Origin of the sequence: Streptomyces sp. SCUT-3, from assembly GCF_014083985.1 — a bacterium.
GTDB classification, from domain to species: domain Bacteria; phylum Actinomycetota; class Actinomycetes; order Streptomycetales; family Streptomycetaceae; genus Streptomyces_H; species Streptomyces_H thermolineatus.
In genome coordinates, this window is sequence record NZ_CP046907.1 from 719658 (window position 1) to 739455 (window position 19798).

The window sequence follows — 19798 nt, forward strand, 5'->3', positions numbered from 1 at the left end:
GTCCGGACACACCGACGAGGGGCCGTCGCATGGCATTGAGAACCGACCGTTCCGAGAACCGCGGAGGCGGGGCGCGCACGCGCGCGGGCGCGGGGAGCGCCCTGCGGGGGCGGCTGGGGTCGCTGTGGCCCCGGGTCGACCCCGATCAGGGCGACCCGGACCTGGCCCGGCTCCGCGTGGCGGCCGGGGCCGCCGACTGGCCCGCCCTGCTCGACGGCCTGTCCGCCGTCGAGGACGGCCCGGACCGGACCTGGCTGATCGCCGTGGTGACCGACCGGCGGGGCATGCAGGAGTGGCTGCCCGCAGCCGTCGTGGCCAGGCCCGAGTCGGCCCTGCCCCTGCTGGTCTCCGGCGCCCGGCTCGTCTCCTGGGCGTGGGAGGCGCGCACCGGCGCCCGCGCCCGCGACGTCTCCGCCGAGCAGTTCAAGGTCTTCCACCAGCGGCTGCGCGACGCCGAGGAGCAGCTGTACGAGGTCGCCGAGCGCGAGCCGGGCTGGCTCGCCCCCTGGTACTTCCTCCAGATCAGCGGACGCGGCCTCCAGATGGGTCCCGAGGCGGCCCTCGCCCGCTTCGAGGCCGCCGTGCGGCGCTGCCCCGACCACCTCGGCTCGCACCAGCAGCGCCTCCAGCAGCTGTGCCGCAAGTGGGGCGGGTCCCACGAGGAGATGCACGCCTTCGCCCGCTCCTCGATGCTGTCCTCCGCCCCGGGCAGCCCGCTGGGCACGCTCGTGGCCACCGCCCAACTCGAGGAGTGGCTCGACCGGTGCGACGGCGAGGGGGACGCCGCCGCCGGGCGGTACATGCACCGGCCCGACGTCGTCGCGCAGCTGCGCGAGGCGGCGGAGCACTCGGTCCTGCACCCCGACTACCCCTGGCCCCGCTCCTGGGCGGGCAACTTCAACACCTTCGCCATGGCGTTCGCCCTGGCCGGGGAGAAGGCCGCGGCCTCCCGCATGTTCAAGATCCTCGGCGGTACCGTCACCGAGTTCCCTTGGCAGTACGCGGGCGGCGTGCCGTCGATGGTCTTCCGCGCCTGGCGGGCGCGCTCGCGCACCTGGTCCCGGTCCTAGCCGCCGGCCCCGCACCGCACCGCCCCGCCGCACCGCCCCGCCCCGCCGCGGGGACCCGCCGCGGGGCCCGGGCCCGTCCCGTCCCGGCCGTGCGCCGCGGCCCCGCCGCGCGCCCCCGGGCACGCCAGTCCCAGCCGCACGCACCGATCGAAAGAGTCACTCCTGGTGTCACCCTCACCGTCGCCGTCGCCGTCGCCGTCCTCCGGCGCCCACACCTTCCAGGTCGACCTGCGCGGCCTGGTCGACCTGCTCTCCCACCACCTGTACTCCAGCCCCCGGGTCTACCTGCGCGAGCTGCTGCAGAACTCCGTCGACGCGATCACCGCGCGCCGGGCCGCCGACCCGCAGGCCCCCGCCCGGATCACCGTGCGCACGGGCGCGGAGCTGACCGTCAGCGACACCGGCAACGGCCTGACCGAGGCCGACGTGCACACCTTCCTGGCCACCATCGGCCGCAGCTCCAAGCGCGGCTCCGACGGCCGGATCGACGGCGCCGGGCTCGCCTCCGCGCGCGGCGACTTCATCGGGCAGTTCGGCATCGGCCTGCTGTCGTGCTTCGTGGTCGCCGACGAGATCACCGTGGTCACCAGGTCCGCCGCCTCCCCCGGCGCACCCGTCGTCGAGTGGCGCGGCACCTCCGACGGCCGCTACACCATCACCACCCTGCCGGACTCGGCCATGCCGCAACCGGGCACCACCGTGCGGCTGGTGCCGCGCGCCGGCAGCGAGCAGTGGACCGGCCCCGACCGGGTCGTCGCGCTCGCCCGCCACTACGGCAGCCTGCTGCCGTACGAGGTCACCGTCGCCGACCCTCGCGGGGGCTCCGTGCGGATCGACGAGACCCCGCCGGTGTGGGAGCGCCGCCACGCCTCCCCGCTGGCCCGCAAGGAGGCCCTGGCCGAGCACTGCCGCCGGGTGTTCGACTTCACCCCGCTGGACACGATCGAGCTGGACCTGCCCGCCGCGGGGCTGCGCGGCGTCGCCCACGTCCTGCCCACCGCGGTGCACCCGTCCAAGCGGTCCGGGCACCGGGTGCACCTGAAGGGCATGCTCGTCTCCGACCAGGCCGAGGAGCTGCTGCCCGAGTGGGCGTTCTTCGTCCGCTGCGTGGTCGACGCCGACAGCCTGCGCCCCACCGCCTCCCGGGAGGCGCTGTACGAGGACGAGACCCTCGCCGCGGTCCGCGACGCCCTCGGCGCGCGGATCCGCGACTGGCTCACCGGCCTGGCCGCGAGCGACCCCGCGCTGCTCCACCGGTTCCTGGGCATCCACCACCTCGCCGTCAAGGCCCTGGCCCGCCACGACGACGAGCTGCTGCGGATGCTGCTGCCCTGGCTGCCCTTCGAGACCACCGACGGCAACGTCACCCTCGACGAGTTCGCCCGCACCCACCCCACGATCCTGGTCACCTCCACCGTGGAGGAGTTCCGGCAGGTGGCGCCGATCGCCAGCGCGGCCGGGCTGGGCGTCGTCAACGGCGGCTACACCTACGACCGCGACCTGGTGCACCGCCTGCCGGAGATCCGCCCGGGGACGTCCGTGGCCGACCTCGACCCCGGCACCGTCACCGCGCACCTGGACGCCGCCGACCCGGCCGCCGAACTGTCAGCCGCGGCCTTCCTGGCCGTGGCCCGCGAGGTCGTCGGCCGGTTCGACTGCGACGTGGCCCTGCGCAGCTTCCACCCCGTCAGCTCCCCCGCCCTGCTGCTGGACAACAGGGAGGCCCGGCACGAGCGCACCCGCGCCGAACTGGCCGGGCAGAGCGACGGGGTGTGGGCCGGCATCCTCGGCTCCCTGCGGGCGGAGGCCCCCCGGGCCCAGCTGGTCCTCAACCACCTCAACCCCCTGGTGCGCCGGGCCGCGACCATCACCGAGCGCGGGCTCGCCACCTCCGCCGCCGAGGCGCTGTACGGGCAGGCGCTGCTGATGACCCGCCGGCCGCTGCGGGCCGAGGAGAGCGCCCTGCTCAACCGGGCCTTCGTCGGCCTGCTCACCCACGCCATGCACGGCGCGGGGACTCCCGCCGCCGGAGCCGCCGGCCCCGCCGCCCCCGAGGAGACGCCGTGACCCTGGAAACCCCCGAGGCCGTCTTCGAGGCGCTGCGCGAGAACGACCGGCGCCCCTACGGGCGGCAGCGCACCGTGGTCGCCGAGGAACTGGTCGAGGCCGCCGGGCAGTTCGAGGACCGCGGCCCGCTGGTCACCGCCCTGCTGGAGCTGATGGAGGCGTACGAGTACTCGGGCGAGAACCGCAAGTCGCCCGTGGTCTTCGCGCGCGTCCTCAAACTGTGGGAGGAGCAGCCGGACTCCTTCAGCGAGTGGGAGGCCCGCCAGGTCTTCTGGCGGTTCAAGTGGGTGGCCACGTCGCTGCTGCAGGTCCCCGAGGTTCCCCTGGAGTCGATCCTGGGGTGGACGCGGGAGATGCGGGACCGCTACCGCGCCGCCGGCCACGGCGTGCAGCCGGTGTACGCGATGCGGTACCACGTCGCCGCGCACACCGGCGTCGACGCCGACGACGCCTTCGACCTGTGGACGACCCGGCCCCGCACGGAGCTGAGCGACTGCGAGGCCTGCGAGATCCGGCTGCGCGCCCTGCACCACGTCGGCCGGGGCGACGACGGGCGCGCCCTGGAGGTGTGGCGGCCCGTCCTGGACGGCCGGGCCGGCTGCTCCGAGGAGCCGTACCTCAGCCACGGGCACTCCCTGCTGCCGCTGCTGCGCACCGGCCGCGCCGACGAGGCGCGCTCGGGCCACCTGACCGGCTACCGCTTCTGCCGCGGCAAGTCCAACATGGCCGAGCAGATCGGGCTCCACCTGGAGTTCTGCGTGCTGACCCGCAACGAGGGCCGCGCGCTGGAGGTCCTGGCCGAGAACCGCGCCCTCTTCGACGGCACCGGCGCCCCGCTGTCCCACCTGGACTTCCTCACCGGCGTCGAGCTGCTGCTGGCCCGCCTGGCCGCCGACGGGCACGCCGACCTGGCCGTCGGCGGCCCGGCCGGCACCAACTGGACGGCGCGCACCCTGCTGGAGAAGGTCCGCTCCGACGCCGACGCCCTGGCGGCGAGGTTCGACGCGCGCAACGGCACCACGGCGGTCGGCGACCGGCGCCGCGCCCGCCTGGCTCAGCAGCCGCTGACGGCCGAGCCCCTCGCCCTGGGCGTGCGCTCCGCGGCCGCCGCCCCGGCCCCCGCGCCCGCCGTCCCGGCCGTGCCGCCCGCGGCCGCGGACGCACCCGAGGACTTCGCGGAACTGGTTTCCCGGGCACGGGAGTTGTCGGCCGCCCTGCACCCGCACGCCGCCGCCCTGTGGGAGTTCGTCGCCGAGCGCGCCGCCGACGGGCACGTCCACGACCCGGCCCTCGGCCCCGTGGAGCAGCTGCGGGGGGAGCTCGCCCTGCAGCGCGGCCTCGCCGCCCGCGGCGCGGACGACGCCGCGGCGGCGCTCGCGGCCCTGACCGAGGCCGCGGAGCTGTTCGAGGAGGCAGGGCTGCCCGGGCACGCCGTGGCCGCCCGGGCCCGCGCCGCCACGGCCCTGCGCGAGCAGGCCCGGAAGGCCGCCGACGCGCAGGGCGCGGACGGCGCGCAGGCCGCGGACGGTGCGGGGGACGCCGGCGCGGGGGACGCCGGTGCGGGCCTCGCCGCCGCCCGGGAGCAGCTGGACGCGGCGCTGGCCCGCGCCGAGGAGCTGCTCGCCGGCCCGGACGGCCTCGAGCCCCGCCACTGGCTGACCGTCCTGCTCTGCCGGGCGTCGCTCGCCCACGACGAGCTGACCGGGCTCGGCGACGAGGCCCCGGACGGCGTCCGGGAGGCCTTCGGCGCGGCGGTGTCCGTTCTGCTGTCCGAGGCCGGGCGCCTGGGCGTGCCGCACCGGGCCGCCGACGCCCTGCAGTACCGGGCGGACGCGGCGTCGCGCGAGGGACGCCTCGACGAGGCCGTCGCGGACCTGGAGCGGTCGCTGGAGCTGCTGGAGGAGGCCGGGCAGCCCTGGCTCACCGCCCGGGCCCTGGGCCTGTTCGGGCAGGTCAGGCTCCGGCAGGGGATGCCGGAGGAGAGCATCCGGCTGGTGCACCGGGCGCTCGCGGAGGCCGCCCGCTGGGACGACGAGGACTTCCCCGTCGCCCCCTCCCACGTCCTGCTGGGGCACGCCGCCGCGCAGTCCGGGGACACCGCCGGGGCCGTCAGGCACCTGTCCGAGGCGGCCTCCTGCTTCGACCGCGAGGGCGAGGACGAGTCGGCGGCCGGGATCCGGCTGCAGCTCGCCGACGTGCTCACCGAGGCCGGGCGCGACGGCGACGCGGTCGCCGTCCTGGAGTCCGTACTGCTGGACGGCGGCGAGTCGCTGCACCCCCGGCTGGCCGCGCAGGTACGGCTCAACCTGGCGCGCGGACTGCGCGGGCTGGGCGAGCACCGGGCCTCGGCCGAGGAGTTCCTGCGGCTGGCCGACGCCGTCTCCGGCTGGGAGGAGCAGCACACCCACACCATGGTCGCCTGCGAGGCGGCCGTCGCCCTGGCCGAGGCGGGCCGCCCGGACGCCGCCCGCGCCGCCTACGACCGCGCGGTGCAGTCCCACCGCGCGGCCCCCGGCACCCCGCACGTCACCGGCATGATGCGCGAGTTCGCGCGGCTGGCCGTGGACGCCGCGGGGCCCGACGGGCTGGAGGAGGCCCTGGGGCACCTCTCGGCGGCCGAGGGGGTGTGCGCGGACGCCGACGCCGCGGCCGGCCCGGAGGCGGGGCGGCCGACTTCACGGCCTGGTACGAGACCGGGATGATCCGCCACCGCCGCGCCCTGTGCCTCGCCGACGCCGGGAGGCACGAGGACGCCGTGGCCGAACTGGACCGCGCCGTCACCGTGTTCGAGGCCGGCGGGGAGGAGGCGGAGGCGCCCCGCGCCGAGTCCGTCCGGATCGCCGCGCTGCTGGAGGGCAACGCCCTCGGCCGGACGGCGGCGGCCCTGTCCCGCCTCGACTCCACGATCGCCCGCTGCGAGCGGGCCGGCCTGCCGCACGCCGTGGAGATCCTGCGGGCCCTCCGCGCCCGCCTGGCCGCACAGCCCTCCGGCTGACCCGCCCCGGCCCGTCCCCGCGGCCCGTCCGGCGCACCCCCGCGCCGGGCGAGCCGCCGGGCCTCGGGCGGGACGCCGGGCCTCAGGCGGGGCGCCGGGCCTCAGGCGGGGCGCTCGGCCATGACGACCAGGCCCGGACCGCTCTGCTCGTCCGCGGGGAGCCGGAGTTCGGCGACCAGGCGCATCCCGGCCCGCTCGATCAGCTCCACGAGCTGCTCCGGCCGCCACTTGTGCGTCGTCCAGCGCACGGGCACACCTCCGTAGGCCTCGGTGCGCACCGCGTCCTCGTCGCCGACGTGCGTCGCGGTGATGAAGTGGCCGCCCGGCTTCAGGGCGCGCGCGAACAGGGCGAGGACCTGGGGAAGGACGTCGCGGGGGAGGTTGAACAGCGACCACCACCCGAGTACGCCGCCGAGGGACGCCTCCTCGAGGTCGAGCTCGGTGGCGGAGGCGACGTCGAAGCGGCACTGCGGATGGAGGCGGCGCGCGTTCTCGATCATGCGGGGCGAGAGGTCGACCCCGGACACGTCGAGTCCGCGTCCGGCGAGGTAGGCGGTCACCGTGCCGGGCCCGCAGCCGACGTCGAGGACGGGCCCGAGCCCGCTCACGGTGTCGGCGAAGGCGTCGACCGACGCCTTGAGCCACGGATGGCTGCGGATGTCGCCGATTCCCGTCGTCAGCACCATGTGGGCGTAGTTGTCGGCCACCCGGTCGTAGGAGTCACGGACCACGTCGAGATCGGCCGGACGGTCGATACGGTGTGCGCGCATCGGCCGAGCATAGGACGGCGGGTCCCGCGCAGCGCCGGAAACGGCCCGGAGGGGCCCGGTCGCGCGCAGGACCTCGCCCCGGGGCCCCGCGCGCCCTGCCTGTACGACGACCGCCGTGGTGACCAGGGGCGGCAGAATCCCGCGGGCCGAGCAGGTCGGCGCCACTCGGCAGCAGATCCTCACCGCCGCGGAGCGGCTGTTCGCCGAGCAGGGGCTCTACGCGGTGTCCAACCGCCGGATCAGCGCGGCCGCCGGGCAGGGCGACAGCACCGCCGTCGGCCACGGCTTCGGCACCAAGGCCGACCTCGGCTGGAGGTGCTGCTGCGCAGGCTCCCCGGGCTGGAACTCGCGGTGCCCGCGGAGGAACTGGAACGGGCGGACGGGCTCGTCGCGGGCGGGGTGCACACGCTGCCGGTGCGCCGGTAGCGGTGACCGGGGCGTTCCCCCTCCGCCGCTCCCCCGTGCCGCTCCCCCCCGCCCCGCCCTCCCGGACGGCCGTTGTCAGGGCGGCCCGTTACTGTGCAGCCGGCTGATCATCGGGACCGGCGAACACACAGGGAGAGAGCCGTGCGGCACTTGGAACGCGGGGAGAACGAGCACGAGGGCCGCCGGGAGGACGGCGCGGGCGGCACGGTCGGCGACCCTGCCGCGGAACCGGCCCCCGTCGCCCTCCCGGACGAGGACTCGTTCACCGTTCCCAGCGCATGGCGCCGCCACCTGCACCCGCGGCGCGGGGGGATCAGGCGGACGACCGCCCCGATCGCGAAGGACGCGGACGATCAGGTCCGGGACCGGCTCGGCGCGGTCGCGGACCGGATCGAGCGGATGCTCCGGAATCCGGCGAGCGAGAAGCACCTGGTGGAGGCGGCGCGGGCCCACCTGAACGGCAGCCCGGACCCGCGGGGCGCCGCGGTGCTCGCCGCGGCGACCCAGGACTGGCAGAGCGGCTTCGCGGTCTTCGCCGACGCCTGGGCCGCCTCGCACGGGCTTCCGTTCGCCGCCCGGGCCGTCGTCGAACTCTTCGAGACGTACCCCCGCTGGAACACCCACGGCGTGAACGGGGACGACTGGTGGATCGAGACCCTCCCCGAGGGCGACAGCGAGTGGCTGACCTCCACCCGCCGCTCGACCGCCGACCGCGTGCGCGCCCTGCTGGCGGCGGCCGACGAGCCGGCCTACCGGGAGACCGTCGCCGCGCTGGCCGGCTGCCGCGACGGTGCGCGGCGCCGGGTCGTCGTCTCCTACCTCGTGCCCACCGAGGCCGGCTGGGCGGCCGAGTGCGCGGAGCGGTCGGGTCCGAACAGCCCGCAGAACGCGGCCCTGCACTCCATGCTGCTCTGCTCGCTCGGGTCGCCGGAGCAGATCGCCCTGATCGGGGGAGGGATCGGTCTTCAGTGGCGCGGTGTGCCGATGGACGTCGCCGCCACGCTCGCCGAGGGCGTCGGCCCGGCTTTCGCGCCCCTGCTGGGCCGGGACCTGAAGGGGCGCTACGTCGGCACCGACGCCGTCAAGCAGGTCATGAACGTGCTGAGCCAGCTGCCGGGCGACGAGGCGTTCGGCATCCTGCTGGAGCACGCCGACGACAAGCACGCGCGGACCGCCCTGTCGGCGGCGGCCCGCCGCTTCCCCGTGCGGGCCCTGCGCATGCTGGCCGAGGCGTCCCTCGGCGAGGACGGCGGGGCCGCCGTGGCCCGGCAGCTGCTCGTCGCCCACGTCGCCGCCCACCGCGAGCTGGCCGAGGCCGTCCTGCCGTCCCTGCCCGAGGGGGCCGCCGCGGTCGTCGCGCCGCTGACCGACCCGGGCGAGCAGGTGGAGACGGCCCCCGTCGAGGCGCTGCCCGCCGTGCTGGCCGATCCGCCGTGGACGCGCAGGCGCGCCGTGGCGAAGCCGCGCGTCGTCACCGGGCTGGTGCCGGCCGGACGGCAGGGCCTCGTCTGGCTGCCGGGCGAGCGCGAGGAGTGGGGCGCCGCCCGGTCCTGGTACCTGCAGTGGGACGGCCTGAAGGACTGGGATAAGGCCGTGCAGCACCTGCGGGAGGGCCGGCTGGACACCTCCGAGGCCGTCAGGCTCTTCGCCCGGGGACCGGCCGAGCAGTTGGAGCCGCTGCTCGCCGGGTGGAGGCCCGACAACTTCTGGGACGCCGAGAACTGGCTCAGGCCGATCGTGGCCAGGTACGGCCTGCCGGCCCTGCCTCCCGTCCTGCGGGGCGCGGCCGCCCAGCCGGCCGTCCTGGGGCCCCTGCTGCTGCCCTTCCTCACCCCGGAGGCCGCCCGGCGGGCGGCCGACTGGCTGGCGCGGCTGAAGTCCGCCCGCGCCACCGCCCGCGCCTGGTTCGCCCGGCACGGTACCGACGCCGCCCGCCTCCTGGTCCCCGACGCGGTCGGTGCGCCCGGGGCCGCGCGGCGGGCGGCCGAGCAGGCGCTGCGCCTGGTCGCCGCCGACCGCGGCGCGGAGGCGGTGCGCGCGGTCGCCGCCGAGTACGGCCCCGAGGCGGCGGAGGCCGTCGACGCCCTGCTCGCGGCCGACCCGCTGGAGAGCGCCCTGCCCGCGAGGATGCCGGTGGTCGGCGACTGGGCCGACCCCGCCCTGCTGCCGCACCTGATGCTGCGGCAGGGGGGCGCGCTGCCCGCCGGGGCGGTCCGGCACGTCGTCACGATGCTGGCGCTGTCCGAGCCCGGCGACCCGTACCCGGGGGTCGCCGTCGTCAAGGAGGTCTGCGACCCGGAGAGCCTGACCGGCTTCGCCTGGGCTCTGTTCGAGGGCTGGCGGCAGGCGGGCATGCCGTCGAAGGACAGCTGGGCGCTGAACGCCCTGGGCCTGCTCGGCGACGACGGGACGGTGCGCCGGCTCGACCCGCTGGTGCGGGCCTGGCCGGGCCAGGGGGCGCACCACCGCGCCGTGCAGGCCCTGGACGTGCTGGCCGCCATAGGCACCGACACCGCCCTGCTCCACCTGCACGGGATCGCGCAGCGGGTGAAGTTCAAGGCGCTCAAGGCCCGGGCGCAGGAGAAGATCGCCCAGGTCGCCGAGGGGCTCGGGCTGACGGGCGAGCAGCTGGCCGACCGCCTGGTGCCCGACTTCGGCCTCGACGCCGACGGGAGCACGGTGATCGACTACGGGCCGCGCCGCTTCACCGTCGGCTTCGACGAGCAGCTGCGGCCCTACGTCCTCGACGAGGCCGGCAAGCGCCGCAAGTCCCTGCCCGTCCCGGGGTGCGGGACGACGCGGAGCTCGCGCCCGCCGCGCGCAAGCACTTCTCGCAGCTGAAGAAGGAGGTGCGCACCGCCGCCGCCGACCAGGTGCGCCGTTTCGAGGCCGCCATGGTGACGCAGCGCGTCTGGACGGCGGCCGAGTTCCAGGACCTGTTCGTTCGGCACCCGCTGCTGTGGCACCTGGTGCGCCGCCTGGTGTGGCTGGGCGAGTCCGCGGGGAAGGCCACGGCGTTCCGGGTGGCCGAGGACCGCACCTACGCCGACGTGGAGGACGAGACGCTGCTCCTGCCCGGGGACGCGACCGTGCGCCTGGCCCACCCGCTGCACCTGGCCGGCTCCCTGGACGCCTGGTCGGAGCTGTTCGCGGACTACGAGATCCTGCAGCCCTTCCCGCAGCTGGGCCGCCCGGTGCACGCCCTGACCGGGGAGGAGGCCGCCGGCCACCGGCTGACCCGCTTCGAGGGCGCCAAGGTGCCGACGGGCAAACTGCTGGGCCTGCAGCGGCGCGGCTGGGAGCGCGGGACCCCCGAGGACAACGGGGTCGAGCGCTGGCTGTCCCGGCGCCTCGGGCCCGACTGCTACGTGGTCGTCGCGCCGGACGAGGGCATCGCCGTCGGAATGGTCGACACGTTCCCCGAGCAGGTCCTGGAGACCGTCTGGCTGGACACCAGGCCGGGCGACTACTGGCCGTCCCGCGAACACCCCCTGCGCTTCGGGGACCTGGACCCGGTGACCGCCTCCGAGGTGCTCGCCGACCTGACCGAACTGACATCGGCCTGACACCGGCCCGGCGTCGGCCCGGCGGCCGGACGGCCGCGCGCCGTCCGGCCGCCGGGCCCCGGACCGTTCACCCCACAGCACACACCCATCACGAACCCGTCGAAGGAATCCCGTGACCGCCCGGAAGAAGAACTGCAGCGGCCCCCGGCCGAGGTCCGGTACGCCGAGGAGCTCGCCGCGCTGCGGGCGGCCGACACCGCTCCCCGCCCGCCGGGCTGGTACCTGAGCCCGCGCGCCGCCCGCCGCTTCGTCGTCGGCGACGAAACGGCCGGCATCAGCCGCAAGTTCGTCGGCGACCCCTCGCTGGTGGACCGCGCCCTGGTGACCCTGGCCACCAACCGGGGCCTGATGCTGGTGGGTGAGCCGGGCACCGCCAAGTCGCTGCTGTCGGAGCTGATCGCGGCGGCCGTCAGCGGCACCTCGACCCTGACCGTGCAGGGCGGCGCGGCCACCACCGAGGACCAGATCAAGTACTCGTGGAACTACGCGCTGCTGGTCTCCGAGGGCCCCTCGCCCGGTCCCTGGTGCCGGCGCCGATGCTGCGCGGCATGGCCGAGGGGCGCGTCGTGCGCTTCGAGGAGATCACCCGCTGCCCGCTGGAGGTGCAGGACTCCCTGCTCTCCCTGCTGTCCGAACGGGTGGTGGCGATCCCGAAACTGGGCGGGGCCGAGGGCATGGTCTTCGCCCGGCAGGGCTTCAACGTGATCGCGACCGCGAACACCGGGACCGGGGCGTGAACGAGATGAGCTCCGCCCTCAAACGTCGCTTCAACTTCGAGACGGTCTTCCCGATAGCGGACTTCGACACCGAGCTCGCCCTCGTGGAGGCCGAGGCCGGGGCCTGCTGCGCCGCTCCGGGGTGGCCGCCCCGCCGGAGAGGGACGTGCTGGAGGTGCTGGTCACGGTCTTCCGCGAACTGCGCGGCGGGACCACTCCGAGGGGGCGTCCACGGACCGCCTCTCCTCCGTGATGAGCACCGCGGAGGCCGTCTCCGTCGCGCACGCGGCCGGGCTCCGCGGCTGGTTCCTGCGCGGCGAGCCCGGGAACGCCGCCGACCTGGCCGCCTGCCTGGCCGGCACCGCCGCCAAGGACAGCCCGGAGGACCTGGCCCGGCTGCGCCGCTACCTGGAGCAGCGGGTGCCGCGCCGCCGGGGCGCGCAGTGGCAGGCCCTGTACGACGCCCGCGACCTGCTGGCCGGCTGATGCCCGCGACCTTCCTGGGGGTGCGCCACCACTCCCCCGCCTGCGCACGGCTGGTCGCCGAGGCGGTGGAGGAACTGCGGCCCGCGTTCGTCCTGGTGGAGGGGCCCGCGGACTTCAACGACCGGCTGGACGAACTGCTGCTGGGTCACGAACTGCCCGTCGCGGTGTTCAGCCACTACCGCGACGGGCAGCGCGCCGTCAGCTCCTGGACGCCGCTGTGCGACTACTCGCCGGAGTGGGTCGCGGTGAGCTCGGGCCGGGCCGCCGGCGCCGAGGTCCGGTTCATCGACCTGCCGGCGTGGCACCCGGCCTTCGCCGAGCGCACCAACCGCTACGCCGACGCGGAGGCCCGCTACGCCGAGGCGACCGCGCGGCTGTGTCGGCACTTCTCCGTGGACTCCGTCGACGCCCTGTGGGACCGCCTGTTCGAGACCGAGGACGGGGACGCGTCCGGGGACGGGGACGGTCCCGAGTCCGGGTCCGGGTCCGGGTCCGGGTCCGGGGACGGGGACGGGGCGGCGCGGCGGTTGGAGGCGTACTTCGACCTGGTGCGCGGGGAGGCGGAGGCCGACGCCGGCGACCGGGCGCGCGAGGAGTACATGGCCGCGTGGGTCCGTGCCGCCCTGCGCGAGGCCGGGGAGCGCCCCGTCCTCGTGGTGACCGGGGGCTTCCACACACCCGCGCTGCGCGCCCTGGCCGCGCTGCCGGAGCCGTGCGGCGACTCCACGGCCGAGGACGGCGGCCCCGGGCCGGAGGGCGGCGGGTGGCCCGGGGTTCCCGCGCCGCCGGAGGGCGCGCTCGCCGGCAGCTTCCTGGTCCCGTACTCGTTCCGGCGCATGGACGCGTTCACCGGCTACCAGTCGGGGATGCCCTCGCCCGGGTACTACCAGCAGGTGTGGGAGCACGGCCCGCGCGAGGCGGCGGACCGTCTGCTGCGCGCGGTCGCCGAACGGCTGCGGGCACGCAGCCTCCCGGTCTCCACCGCGGACCTGATCGCTGCCCGCACCCAGGCCCGGGGCCTGGCGGCCCTGCGCGGCCACCCGCACCCGACCCGGCTCGACGTCCTGGACGGCCTGGCCGGCGCCCTGGTCTCCGAGGCCCTGGACCAGCCGCTGCCGTGGACCCGGCGCGGGCCCCTCGCCGCCGGGACGCACCCGGTCGTCGCCGAGATGCTGGCGGTGTGCGGCGGAACGGGGGAAGGGCCGGACGGAGGCTGGGGAAGGACCGGCCGGCTGCACCCCGGCACGCCCGCGCCGCCGCTGGTGCACGACGTGGCCGCCCAGCTGGAACGCCTGGGCCTGGACGGCGGGGAGCCCGTCCGCCTGGACCTCACCGACGCCCGTGACCTGGAGCGCAGCCGGGTGCTGCACCGCCTGAGGCTGCTGGGCGTGCCCGGCGCCGTGCGCACGGCGGGCCCGGCGCACGGCGCCGACCCGGTGTTCGAGGAGCGGTGGGAGCCCGGGTCGCGGCAGGGGCGCGAGGCCGCCCTGGTCGAGGCCGGGGCGTTCGGCGCGACCCTGGAGGACGCCGCGGCGGCCGCGCTCGGCGAGCGGGCCGAGGACGCCGGACCGCAGGCGGACCGGCTCGCCGGGATCCTCTTCGACGCGGTCCTGAGCGGCGCCGGGGAACTGTCCGAACGACTGGTCGCGGTGCTGGCCGACGGTGTGCGGGAGCTGAACGACACCGCCGCGCTCGGCGAGGTGCTGGCCACGGCGCTGGGGCTGTGGCGCCACGACCGGGTGTACGGCGTCGCGCGCGGCCCGATGCTCGCCGCCGTGATCGACGGCGCCGTCTCCCGCGTGCTGTGGCTCGTCGAGGGCGTGCGCGCGGGCGCCGGAGCCGGCGCGCCCGGGATCCCGCCGGATTCGGGGACCCCGGCGGTGGCGGTGGTGGCGGCCCCAGTGGCGGCGGCCCCGGCGGCGGCGTGGACCTCGGCCGGTTGCGCGCCGTGGTCGCCGTGCGGGACGCCCTGCTGCACGCCGGGCCGTTGCCGGCCGTCACTCCGGAGGCTGCCGCGGCGAGCGCGCGGCGGATCGCCCGCGATCCGCACGCCCCCGCCGACCTGCGCGGCGCGGCGACCGGCCTGGCCCGGGTGCTGGACGGTCCCGGCGGGGCCGTCGACCACGGCGCGGCCGTCCGCGCGGCGGGCGACCCGCGCACGCTCGGCGACTGGCTCACCGGCCTGTTCGCCGTCGCCCGCGAGGAGGTGACCGCACCGGACAGCGGCGCGGGTGACGGCTCCGAGTCGCTGCTCGACGCGCTGGACGGGATCGTGACCGCCATGTCCGGGCGGACTTCCTGACGGCCTTCCCGCGCTGCGCCAGGCGTTCGCCTTCTTCCCGCCGCGCGAGCGCGAACGGGTCGCGCAGCGCCTGCTGGAGCGGCGCGGCCTGCGCGGCTCCGCGCGACCGCTGCTGCGCACCACCGCCGACCCGCTGCAGATCGCACGGGCGAAGTCCCTGGAGGAGAACGTGGTCAGGCTGCTCGACCGGTACGGCCTGCGGGGTGCGCGATGACCGCGCCCGCCCCCGGCTCCGGGCCCGAAGCCGTACACCTCCCCGAAGCCGGGCCCGCTCCCGAAGCCGGGCCCGCTCCCGAAGCCGGGCCCGCTCCCGGAGCCGTGCCCGCTCCCGGAGCCGTGCCCGTACCCGGAGCCGTGCCCGTACCCGATCCCGGCCTGGAACGCTGGCGGCTGATCCTGGGCGCGCCCGCCGAACGGTGCACCGGCCCCCTGGAGGGCGAGGCGGCCGCACGCGACGCCGCGCTGGAGTGGCTCTACGGACGCGACCCGGACCGGGACCGCCGCGGGGTGCGGCGCGGGCCGGTCACGAAGCGCGAGGGCGGCGACGGGCCGTCCGTGGTGACCGCCGTCGACTGGCTCGACGACGTCCACCGCCTCTTCCCCCGGGAGACGATCGAGCGGCTGGAGCGCGACGCCGTCGAGCACTACGGGATCGACGAGATCGTCACCGACCCCACCGTCCTGGAGCGGGTCGAGCCCAATGCCACCCTGCTGCGCGCCGTGCTGCGCACCAAGCACCTGATGAACCCGGAGGTGCTGCGGCTGGCCCGGCGCATCGTGGAGGCGGTGGTGCGGCAGTTGCTGGAGCGGCTGGAGCCGAAGGTGCGGCGGTCCTTCACCGGCACCCGTTCGCGCCGGCCGAGCAGGCTGCCCCTGGCCCGCGACTTCGACTTCCACGGCACGATCCGCGCCAACCTCGCGCACTACCGGCCCGCCGAGCGGCGCGTCCTGATCGAGCGTCCGCGCTTCCACTCCCGCACCCGCAGGCACCTCGAGCAGTGGCAGCTGGTGCTGCTGGTGGACCAGTCCGGGTCCATGGCGGGCTCCGTCATCACTCGGCGGTCACCGCAGCCTGCCTGTGGGGCCTGCCGGGCCTGAGGACGCACCTGGTCGCCTTCGACACCGACGTGGTGGACCTGACCCGGGACGTGGCCGACCCGGTGGAGCTGCTGATGCGCGTCCAGCTCGGCGGCGGCACCGACATCGCCCGGGCCGTGGACTACGGCGCGAGCCTGGTGGACAACCCGCGCCGCTGCATCGTCGCCCTGGTCACCGACTTCTACGAGGCGGCGACGCCCACCGGCTGGTGCGCACCGTGCGCGCGCTCACCGAGCAGGGCACCACCGTGCTGGGGCTCGCCGCCCTCGACGAGGAGGCCGTCCCCGCCTACGACCGCTTGCTGGCCCAGCGCCTCGCCGACGCCGGCGCGCACGTCGGCGCCATGACGCCGGGCCGGCTCGCCTCGTTCGTCGCCGAGAGGCTGGGCCGATGACCCCCCGCACCGACCTGCTCGCCCTGACCCCGGACACCCTCGCCGCGCTGGCCAACCGGGGCCTGGTCAAACGGGCCGTGAAGGAACTCGACGCGGGGCCGGCCCCGACGTGTCGGACGACGGCGACGGGACGGTGCGCGGCCGGTTCCCCGACGGCACCGAGGCGGTGCTGCCGGCCGGGGCCGACCTGGACGCCGGCAGCTGCACCTGCGGTGCGCCCGGGCTCTGCCGGCACCGCATCGGCCTGGTCCTGGCCTACCGGCGCGCCGCCGCCGGTGACGCAGCCGGTGACGCAGCCGGCACGGTTCCCGCCGTCCCGGCCACGGCAGCCCCGGACACGGCAGCCCCGGAGGTGACGCCGCAGGACGCCACACCGCCGGAGCATGCAGCACCGGCCCCGGCGGCTCAGGACCGGACCGCGCCGGACCGGACCGCGCCGGACAGGGCGGCCACGGACAGGCGGCCACGGACGGACCCGCCGCCCCCGGCGCGCCCGCCCCCGGCGCGCCCGCCCCCGGCGTGCCGTCCGCCGCGGTGGGCGACTGGTCGCCGGGGGACGTCGACGACGAGGCGCTGGCCGCCCTCGTCGGCGCCCGTGCGTTCGCCGCCGCGCGGCGCTCCTTCGACCGCGGGTACACCGCCCACGTCCACCGCCCGGGCGACGGGGAGCCCGCCGCCCGGGTCGAACTGCCCACGTGCACCGTGCGCTTCCCCGTGCCGGAGAGCTGCGGCACGCGATCGTCGACGCCGCCGCCCCGCTGCGCGGTGAGATGACGGCGCTGGCCGTCTGGGCCTTCCGGGCCGCGGACGCGCGCGGGGCGCGCGAACCGCACGCGCACGTCGAGGTGGGCGGCCGTGCCGTGCTGCGCCCGGCCGCGGCGGCGGCGTTCGGGACGGCGGCCGGGGTCGTCGACGAACTGCTCCTGGAGGGCGCCGTGCACGCGGGGCCGGTCCTGGGCGGCTCCCTGTGGCGTGTGCGCGCGGAGCTGTCCGCCGCGTCGCTGCACTGGCCGGCCGAGGCCGCGGAGGAGCTGGCCGAGCAGGTGGAGGCGTACGCCGCGCGCGACGCCCGCCACCACCCCCTGCGCCACGCCCTGCTGCTCGCCGAGCTCCACGCCCGGCACCGGGCCTGCGCCTCCCCGCTCGCCACGGGGGTGGAGGAGGCGGGCGAGACCGCGCTGCGCCGGGTGCGCCTGACCGCGCTGGGCTGCCGGATCAGCGGCAGCCGCCGCACCGGCGCGCCTCCCGTCGGGGGCCGGCCGGGAGCGTCCCCCGACGAGGGCTGGGACAGGACGGCCGAGGTGTTCCTGGCGCACGCCGACGCCCGCACCGTCCTGGTGCTGCGCCGGCGGTGGGAGTCGCCGGAGGGCCCGGCGCCCACGGGGCACGCGCTGGCGTCCCGGCGGTTGCTCGGTACGACGCTGGGCGCGCTGGCGACCGCGAACGTGGTCACCGAGAGCGCGTCGCGGACCGCGAGCCGCGTCGTCTCCCTGGCCCGCAGCCGGATCGCCCCGATGAGCGTCACCCCCGTCGGCGACTCCTGGTCCGGCCTGCCCGAGCCGCTGCTCGTGCGGGACCTGGGCGCCCGTCTCCACCGGCGGGACGGCCTGCCGCCGCGGCCGGTCCGGCCGCGCGTCGCCGCGGAGGACGTCGGCGTGGTCGAGGTCTCCGCGGTCGAGGACGTCGGGTACGACCCGGCGGAGCAGCGGCTGGAGGCCGTGGTCCGCGACGCCGCCGGCAACCGCGCGCTGGTGTCGGCCGCCCACAATCCGCTCGCGCCCGGGGCGCTGGACGCCCTCGCGCACGCGATGGAGGGCCGCAGCGGCGAGGTCCGCTTCGTCAGCGGGTCGCTGAGGCGGTCCGGCGGGCGCATCGTCGTCGAGCCGATCGCGGTGAGGACCGCCGGCACGCTGGTCGTCCCCGACCTGGCCCCCGACCCCGATCCCGCGTCCGGGGACGCCCTCACGCCCACCGGCATCACCCGCCCCCGTCCGATCCGCTCGCGGAGGCCCTGGACACCGCCCTCGCCGCCCTGGCCGACGCCGCCCACCACGGCCTGCGCCACGTCCCCCCGGCGGTGCGCGGCCGCCTGGAGGAGGCCGCCGCGCACCTGGCGCGCACCGGCCTGACGACCGCGGCCGGGCTCGTCCGCGCCTTCCTCTCCGTCCTCCACTCCCGGGGGCCCTCCGCGGCCGTCGGGCCCTGGACGGACGCCCAGCTCCACCTCCTCGTGAGCGTCGAACTCCACGAGGAGGACCTCGGGGCCGGTGGGCGCCGCTGACAGCGTGCGGTCGGTGTCCGGCCGGCCGCTGTGCTGCCGCGCTACCCGGACGTCAGCACGCAGAACTCGTTGCCGTCGGGATCTGCCATCACCACCCGGCCGGCATCGCCCGTGCCGGTGTCGCCCCGGCCGGTGTCGATCCGGGTGGCCCCGAGGGAGAGCAGGCGCTCGATCTCCGCCTGCCGGTCGCCGTGGGCGGGCGGGGCGAGGTCGAAGTGCAGCCGGTCCCGGCCCGCCCTCGGCATCAGCGGCGGACCGCCCCACGTGATCTTCGGGCCGCCGTGCGGCGAGCGGATCGCGGTCTCCTGGTCCTGGTCCCAGACCAGCGGCCAGCCCAGCGCCCGGCTCCAGAAGTACCCGACCTCCTGCGAACCGTCGCAGGCCAGCGCTCCGACGAAGCCGCAGTCGGCAAGGAAGTTGTTGCCCGGCTCGATGACGCAGAACTCGTTGCCCTCGGGGTCGGCAAGCACCACGTGGTCCTCGTCCGGGCCCTGGCCGATGTCGATGTGCCGCGCGCCGAGTGCCAGCGCCTTGTCCACCGTCCGCTGCTGGTCCTCCGGGGACGTGCTCGTCAGGTCGAAGTGCATCCGGTTCTGGCCGGCCTTCCGCTCCCGGGCCGGGGAGAAGCGGAGGCGGAACCCGGTGTCGTCGTCGGGCAGGAGCGTGACGCCGTCGTGCGGGTCCTCGGCCGTCTCCCAGCCCAGGAGCCCGGACCAGAACTGTGCGAGACGCAGCGGCCGATCCGCGGCGAAGCAGACCGCGAACAGTTGAGAAGCCATTCCCCTGTACATCTCCGATCCGCCGGCCGACCACTGTCGACATGACGATCTGTCAGTTGCGTGGGCGGGAAGCATAAGGGCGGACCGGCGTCGCCCGCAGCCGGATTTCGGCGGCAACCGGCGCGATCGGCCACGCGCGCGGCCCCACGCATCCGTTCGGGAAGGGCCGACCCCATCCCGGAGCCCCGACGGGACTTCCCACATCCGGGATAGGATCCCGAATATGGGAACATCCGAAGAAGGACCTCCCGCTCCCGAATCCGGGGGGATGGAGGCACGGCTGGCGGGGCGTCTCGCCGAGCTGCGCGGCGAACGCGACTGGTCGCTGGAGGAGCTGGCGCGGCGCACGGGCGTGAGCCGCTCGACGCTGTCGAGGCTGGAGCGCGCGGAGATCAGCCCGACGGCCGCCCTGCTGGGCAGGTTGTGCGCGGTGTACGGGCGGACGATGTCGCAACTGCTGGCCGAGGTGGAGTCGGAGCCGCCGCAGCTGGTCCGGGCCGGCCGGCAGGCGGTGTGGCGGGACGAGGCCTCGGGCTTCGTCCGGCGGTCGGTCTCCCCGCCCCACCCCGGGCTGCGCGGCGAGGTCGTCGAGGGCACCCTGCGGCCGGGCGCGGACATCTCCTACGACGGGCCGGCCGTCCCCGGCATGGAACAGCACATCTGGGTGCTGGATGGCGCGCTGGAGGTGACCGTCGGCAGCAGTGTGCACGAGCTCGGCGCGGGGGACTGCCTGCGCTTCCGCCTGTGGGACCGTTCGCGGTTCCGCTGCCCGGGGCCCGGCCCGGTCCGCTACGCCCTGGTGATCGTCCTGCCGTGAGGCTCCGGGCGCGCCCCGGCCCGCGGCCGGA

The 19798-nt window shown here is 76.8% G+C and carries 13 protein-coding genes and 3 pseudogenes; 14 read left to right on the top strand and 2 right to left on the bottom strand.

All coding sequences use genetic code 11. The annotated features are described in order from the left end of the window. Positions 1 to 29: 29 nt before the first annotated feature. The 4 genes from GQS52_RS03205 (at position 30) to GQS52_RS27330 (ending at position 6132) form a co-directional block, all read left to right on the top strand. Entirely contained in the window at positions 30 to 1070 is a 1041-nt protein-coding gene (locus GQS52_RS03205; RefSeq protein ID WP_259370541.1) for a hypothetical protein, read from the top strand. A 165-nt stretch (positions 1071 to 1235) separates the two neighbouring features. After that, positions 1236 to 3137: an HSP90 family protein gene (locus tag GQS52_RS03210; RefSeq protein WP_182311567.1), complete on the top strand. Its 1902-nt coding sequence runs from the start codon at positions 1236 to 1238 to the stop codon at positions 3135 to 3137. Then, the gene (locus tag GQS52_RS03215) at positions 3134 to 5839 is read left to right on the top strand and encodes a tetratricopeptide repeat protein (RefSeq protein WP_259370542.1); all 2706 of its coding nucleotides are present in this window, start codon (positions 3134 to 3136) and stop codon (positions 5837 to 5839) included. Before GQS52_RS03210 ends, GQS52_RS03215 begins: the two co-directional genes overlap by 4 nt. Continuing rightward, positions 5836 to 6132: a hypothetical protein gene (locus GQS52_RS27330; RefSeq protein ID WP_259370543.1), complete on the top strand. Its 297-nt coding sequence runs from the start codon at positions 5836 to 5838 to the stop codon at positions 6130 to 6132. Before GQS52_RS03215 ends, GQS52_RS27330 begins: the two co-directional genes overlap by 4 nt. 101 nt (positions 6133 to 6233) lie before the next feature. On the opposite strand, the gene GQS52_RS03220 is transcribed toward GQS52_RS27330, so the two are convergent. Beyond that, entirely contained in the window at positions 6234 to 6902 is a 669-nt protein-coding gene (locus GQS52_RS03220; protein WP_182311568.1) for a methyltransferase domain-containing protein, read from the bottom strand. A gap of 115 nt (positions 6903 to 7017) precedes the next feature. Between GQS52_RS03220 and GQS52_RS26980 the strand changes: the two are divergent. The 9 genes and pseudogenes from GQS52_RS26980 to GQS52_RS26995 form a co-directional block, all read left to right on the top strand. After that, a pseudogene (locus GQS52_RS26980) lies at positions 7018 to 7209 on the top strand (TetR family transcriptional regulator); the annotation flags it as partial. Between the two features lie 260 nt (positions 7210 to 7469). Continuing rightward, positions 7470 to 10169: a DUF4132 domain-containing protein gene (locus GQS52_RS03230; RefSeq protein WP_259371214.1), complete on the top strand. Its 2700-nt coding sequence runs from the start codon at positions 7470 to 7472 to the stop codon at positions 10167 to 10169. Next, positions 10115 to 10894 (top strand): DUF4132 domain-containing protein, encoded by a 780-nt coding sequence (locus GQS52_RS27335; protein ID WP_259370544.1) that lies wholly within the window; start codon positions 10115 to 10117, stop codon positions 10892 to 10894. The genes GQS52_RS03230 and GQS52_RS27335 overlap by 55 nt, the downstream gene beginning before the upstream one ends. A gap of 132 nt (positions 10895 to 11026) precedes the next feature. After that, positions 11027 to 12096, top strand: a pseudogene (locus tag GQS52_RS03235) (AAA family ATPase). Then, entirely contained in the window at positions 12096 to 14306 is a 2211-nt protein-coding gene (locus GQS52_RS03240) for a DUF5682 family protein (RefSeq protein ID WP_259370545.1), read from the top strand. Before GQS52_RS03235 ends, GQS52_RS03240 begins: the two are co-directional and overlap by 1 nt. A gap of 833 nt (positions 14307 to 15139) precedes the next feature. Then, a pseudogene (locus GQS52_RS27340) lies at positions 15140 to 15890 on the top strand (VWA domain-containing protein). A 534-nt stretch (positions 15891 to 16424) separates the two neighbouring features. Then, the gene (locus GQS52_RS26985) at positions 16425 to 16664 is read left to right on the top strand and encodes a hypothetical protein (RefSeq protein ID WP_220472735.1); all 240 of its coding nucleotides are present in this window, start codon (positions 16425 to 16427) and stop codon (positions 16662 to 16664) included. Next, a complete protein-coding gene (locus tag GQS52_RS26990) occupies positions 16586 to 18019 on the top strand; it encodes a hypothetical protein (RefSeq protein WP_220472736.1) in 1434 nt (477 codons plus the stop codon). Before GQS52_RS26985 ends, GQS52_RS26990 begins: the two co-directional genes overlap by 79 nt. Then, positions 17968 to 18171, top strand: coding sequence for a hypothetical protein (locus GQS52_RS26995; protein WP_220472737.1), 204 nt, complete (start codon positions 17968 to 17970; stop codon positions 18169 to 18171). Before GQS52_RS26990 ends, GQS52_RS26995 begins: the two co-directional genes overlap by 52 nt. Before the next feature lie 41 nt (positions 18172 to 18212). Here the strand turns inward: GQS52_RS26995 and GQS52_RS03255 are convergent, their stop codons facing one another. Then, entirely contained in the window at positions 18213 to 18950 is a 738-nt protein-coding gene (locus GQS52_RS03255) for a VOC family protein (protein WP_182311569.1), read from the bottom strand. 223 nt (positions 18951 to 19173) lie between these two features. Between GQS52_RS03255 and GQS52_RS03260 the strand changes: the two genes are divergently transcribed. Beyond that, positions 19174 to 19767: an XRE family transcriptional regulator gene (locus GQS52_RS03260; RefSeq protein ID WP_182311570.1), complete on the top strand. Its 594-nt coding sequence runs from the start codon at positions 19174 to 19176 to the stop codon at positions 19765 to 19767. Positions 19768 to 19798: the final 31 nt, after the last annotated feature.

Coding starts and splice junctions, on each gene's coding strand:
- GQS52_RS03205 (WP_259370541.1), top strand. CDS start 30: ATGGCATTGAGAACCGACCGTTCCGAGAACCGCGGAGGCGGGGCGCGC.
- GQS52_RS27330 (WP_259370543.1), top strand. CDS start 5,836: ATGATCCGCCACCGCCGCGCCCTGTGCCTCGCCGACGCCGGGAGGCAC.
- GQS52_RS03220 (WP_182311568.1), bottom strand. CDS start 6,902: ATGCGCGCACACCGTATCGACCGTCCGGCCGATCTCGACGTGGTCCGT.
- GQS52_RS03240 (WP_259370545.1), top strand. CDS start 12,096: ATGCCCGCGACCTTCCTGGGGGTGCGCCACCACTCCCCCGCCTGCGCA.
- GQS52_RS03255 (WP_182311569.1), bottom strand. CDS start 18,950: ATGGCTTCTCAACTGTTCGCGGTCTGCTTCGCCGCGGATCGGCCGCTG.
- GQS52_RS03260 (WP_182311570.1), top strand. CDS start 19,174: ATGGGAACATCCGAAGAAGGACCTCCCGCTCCCGAATCCGGGGGGATG.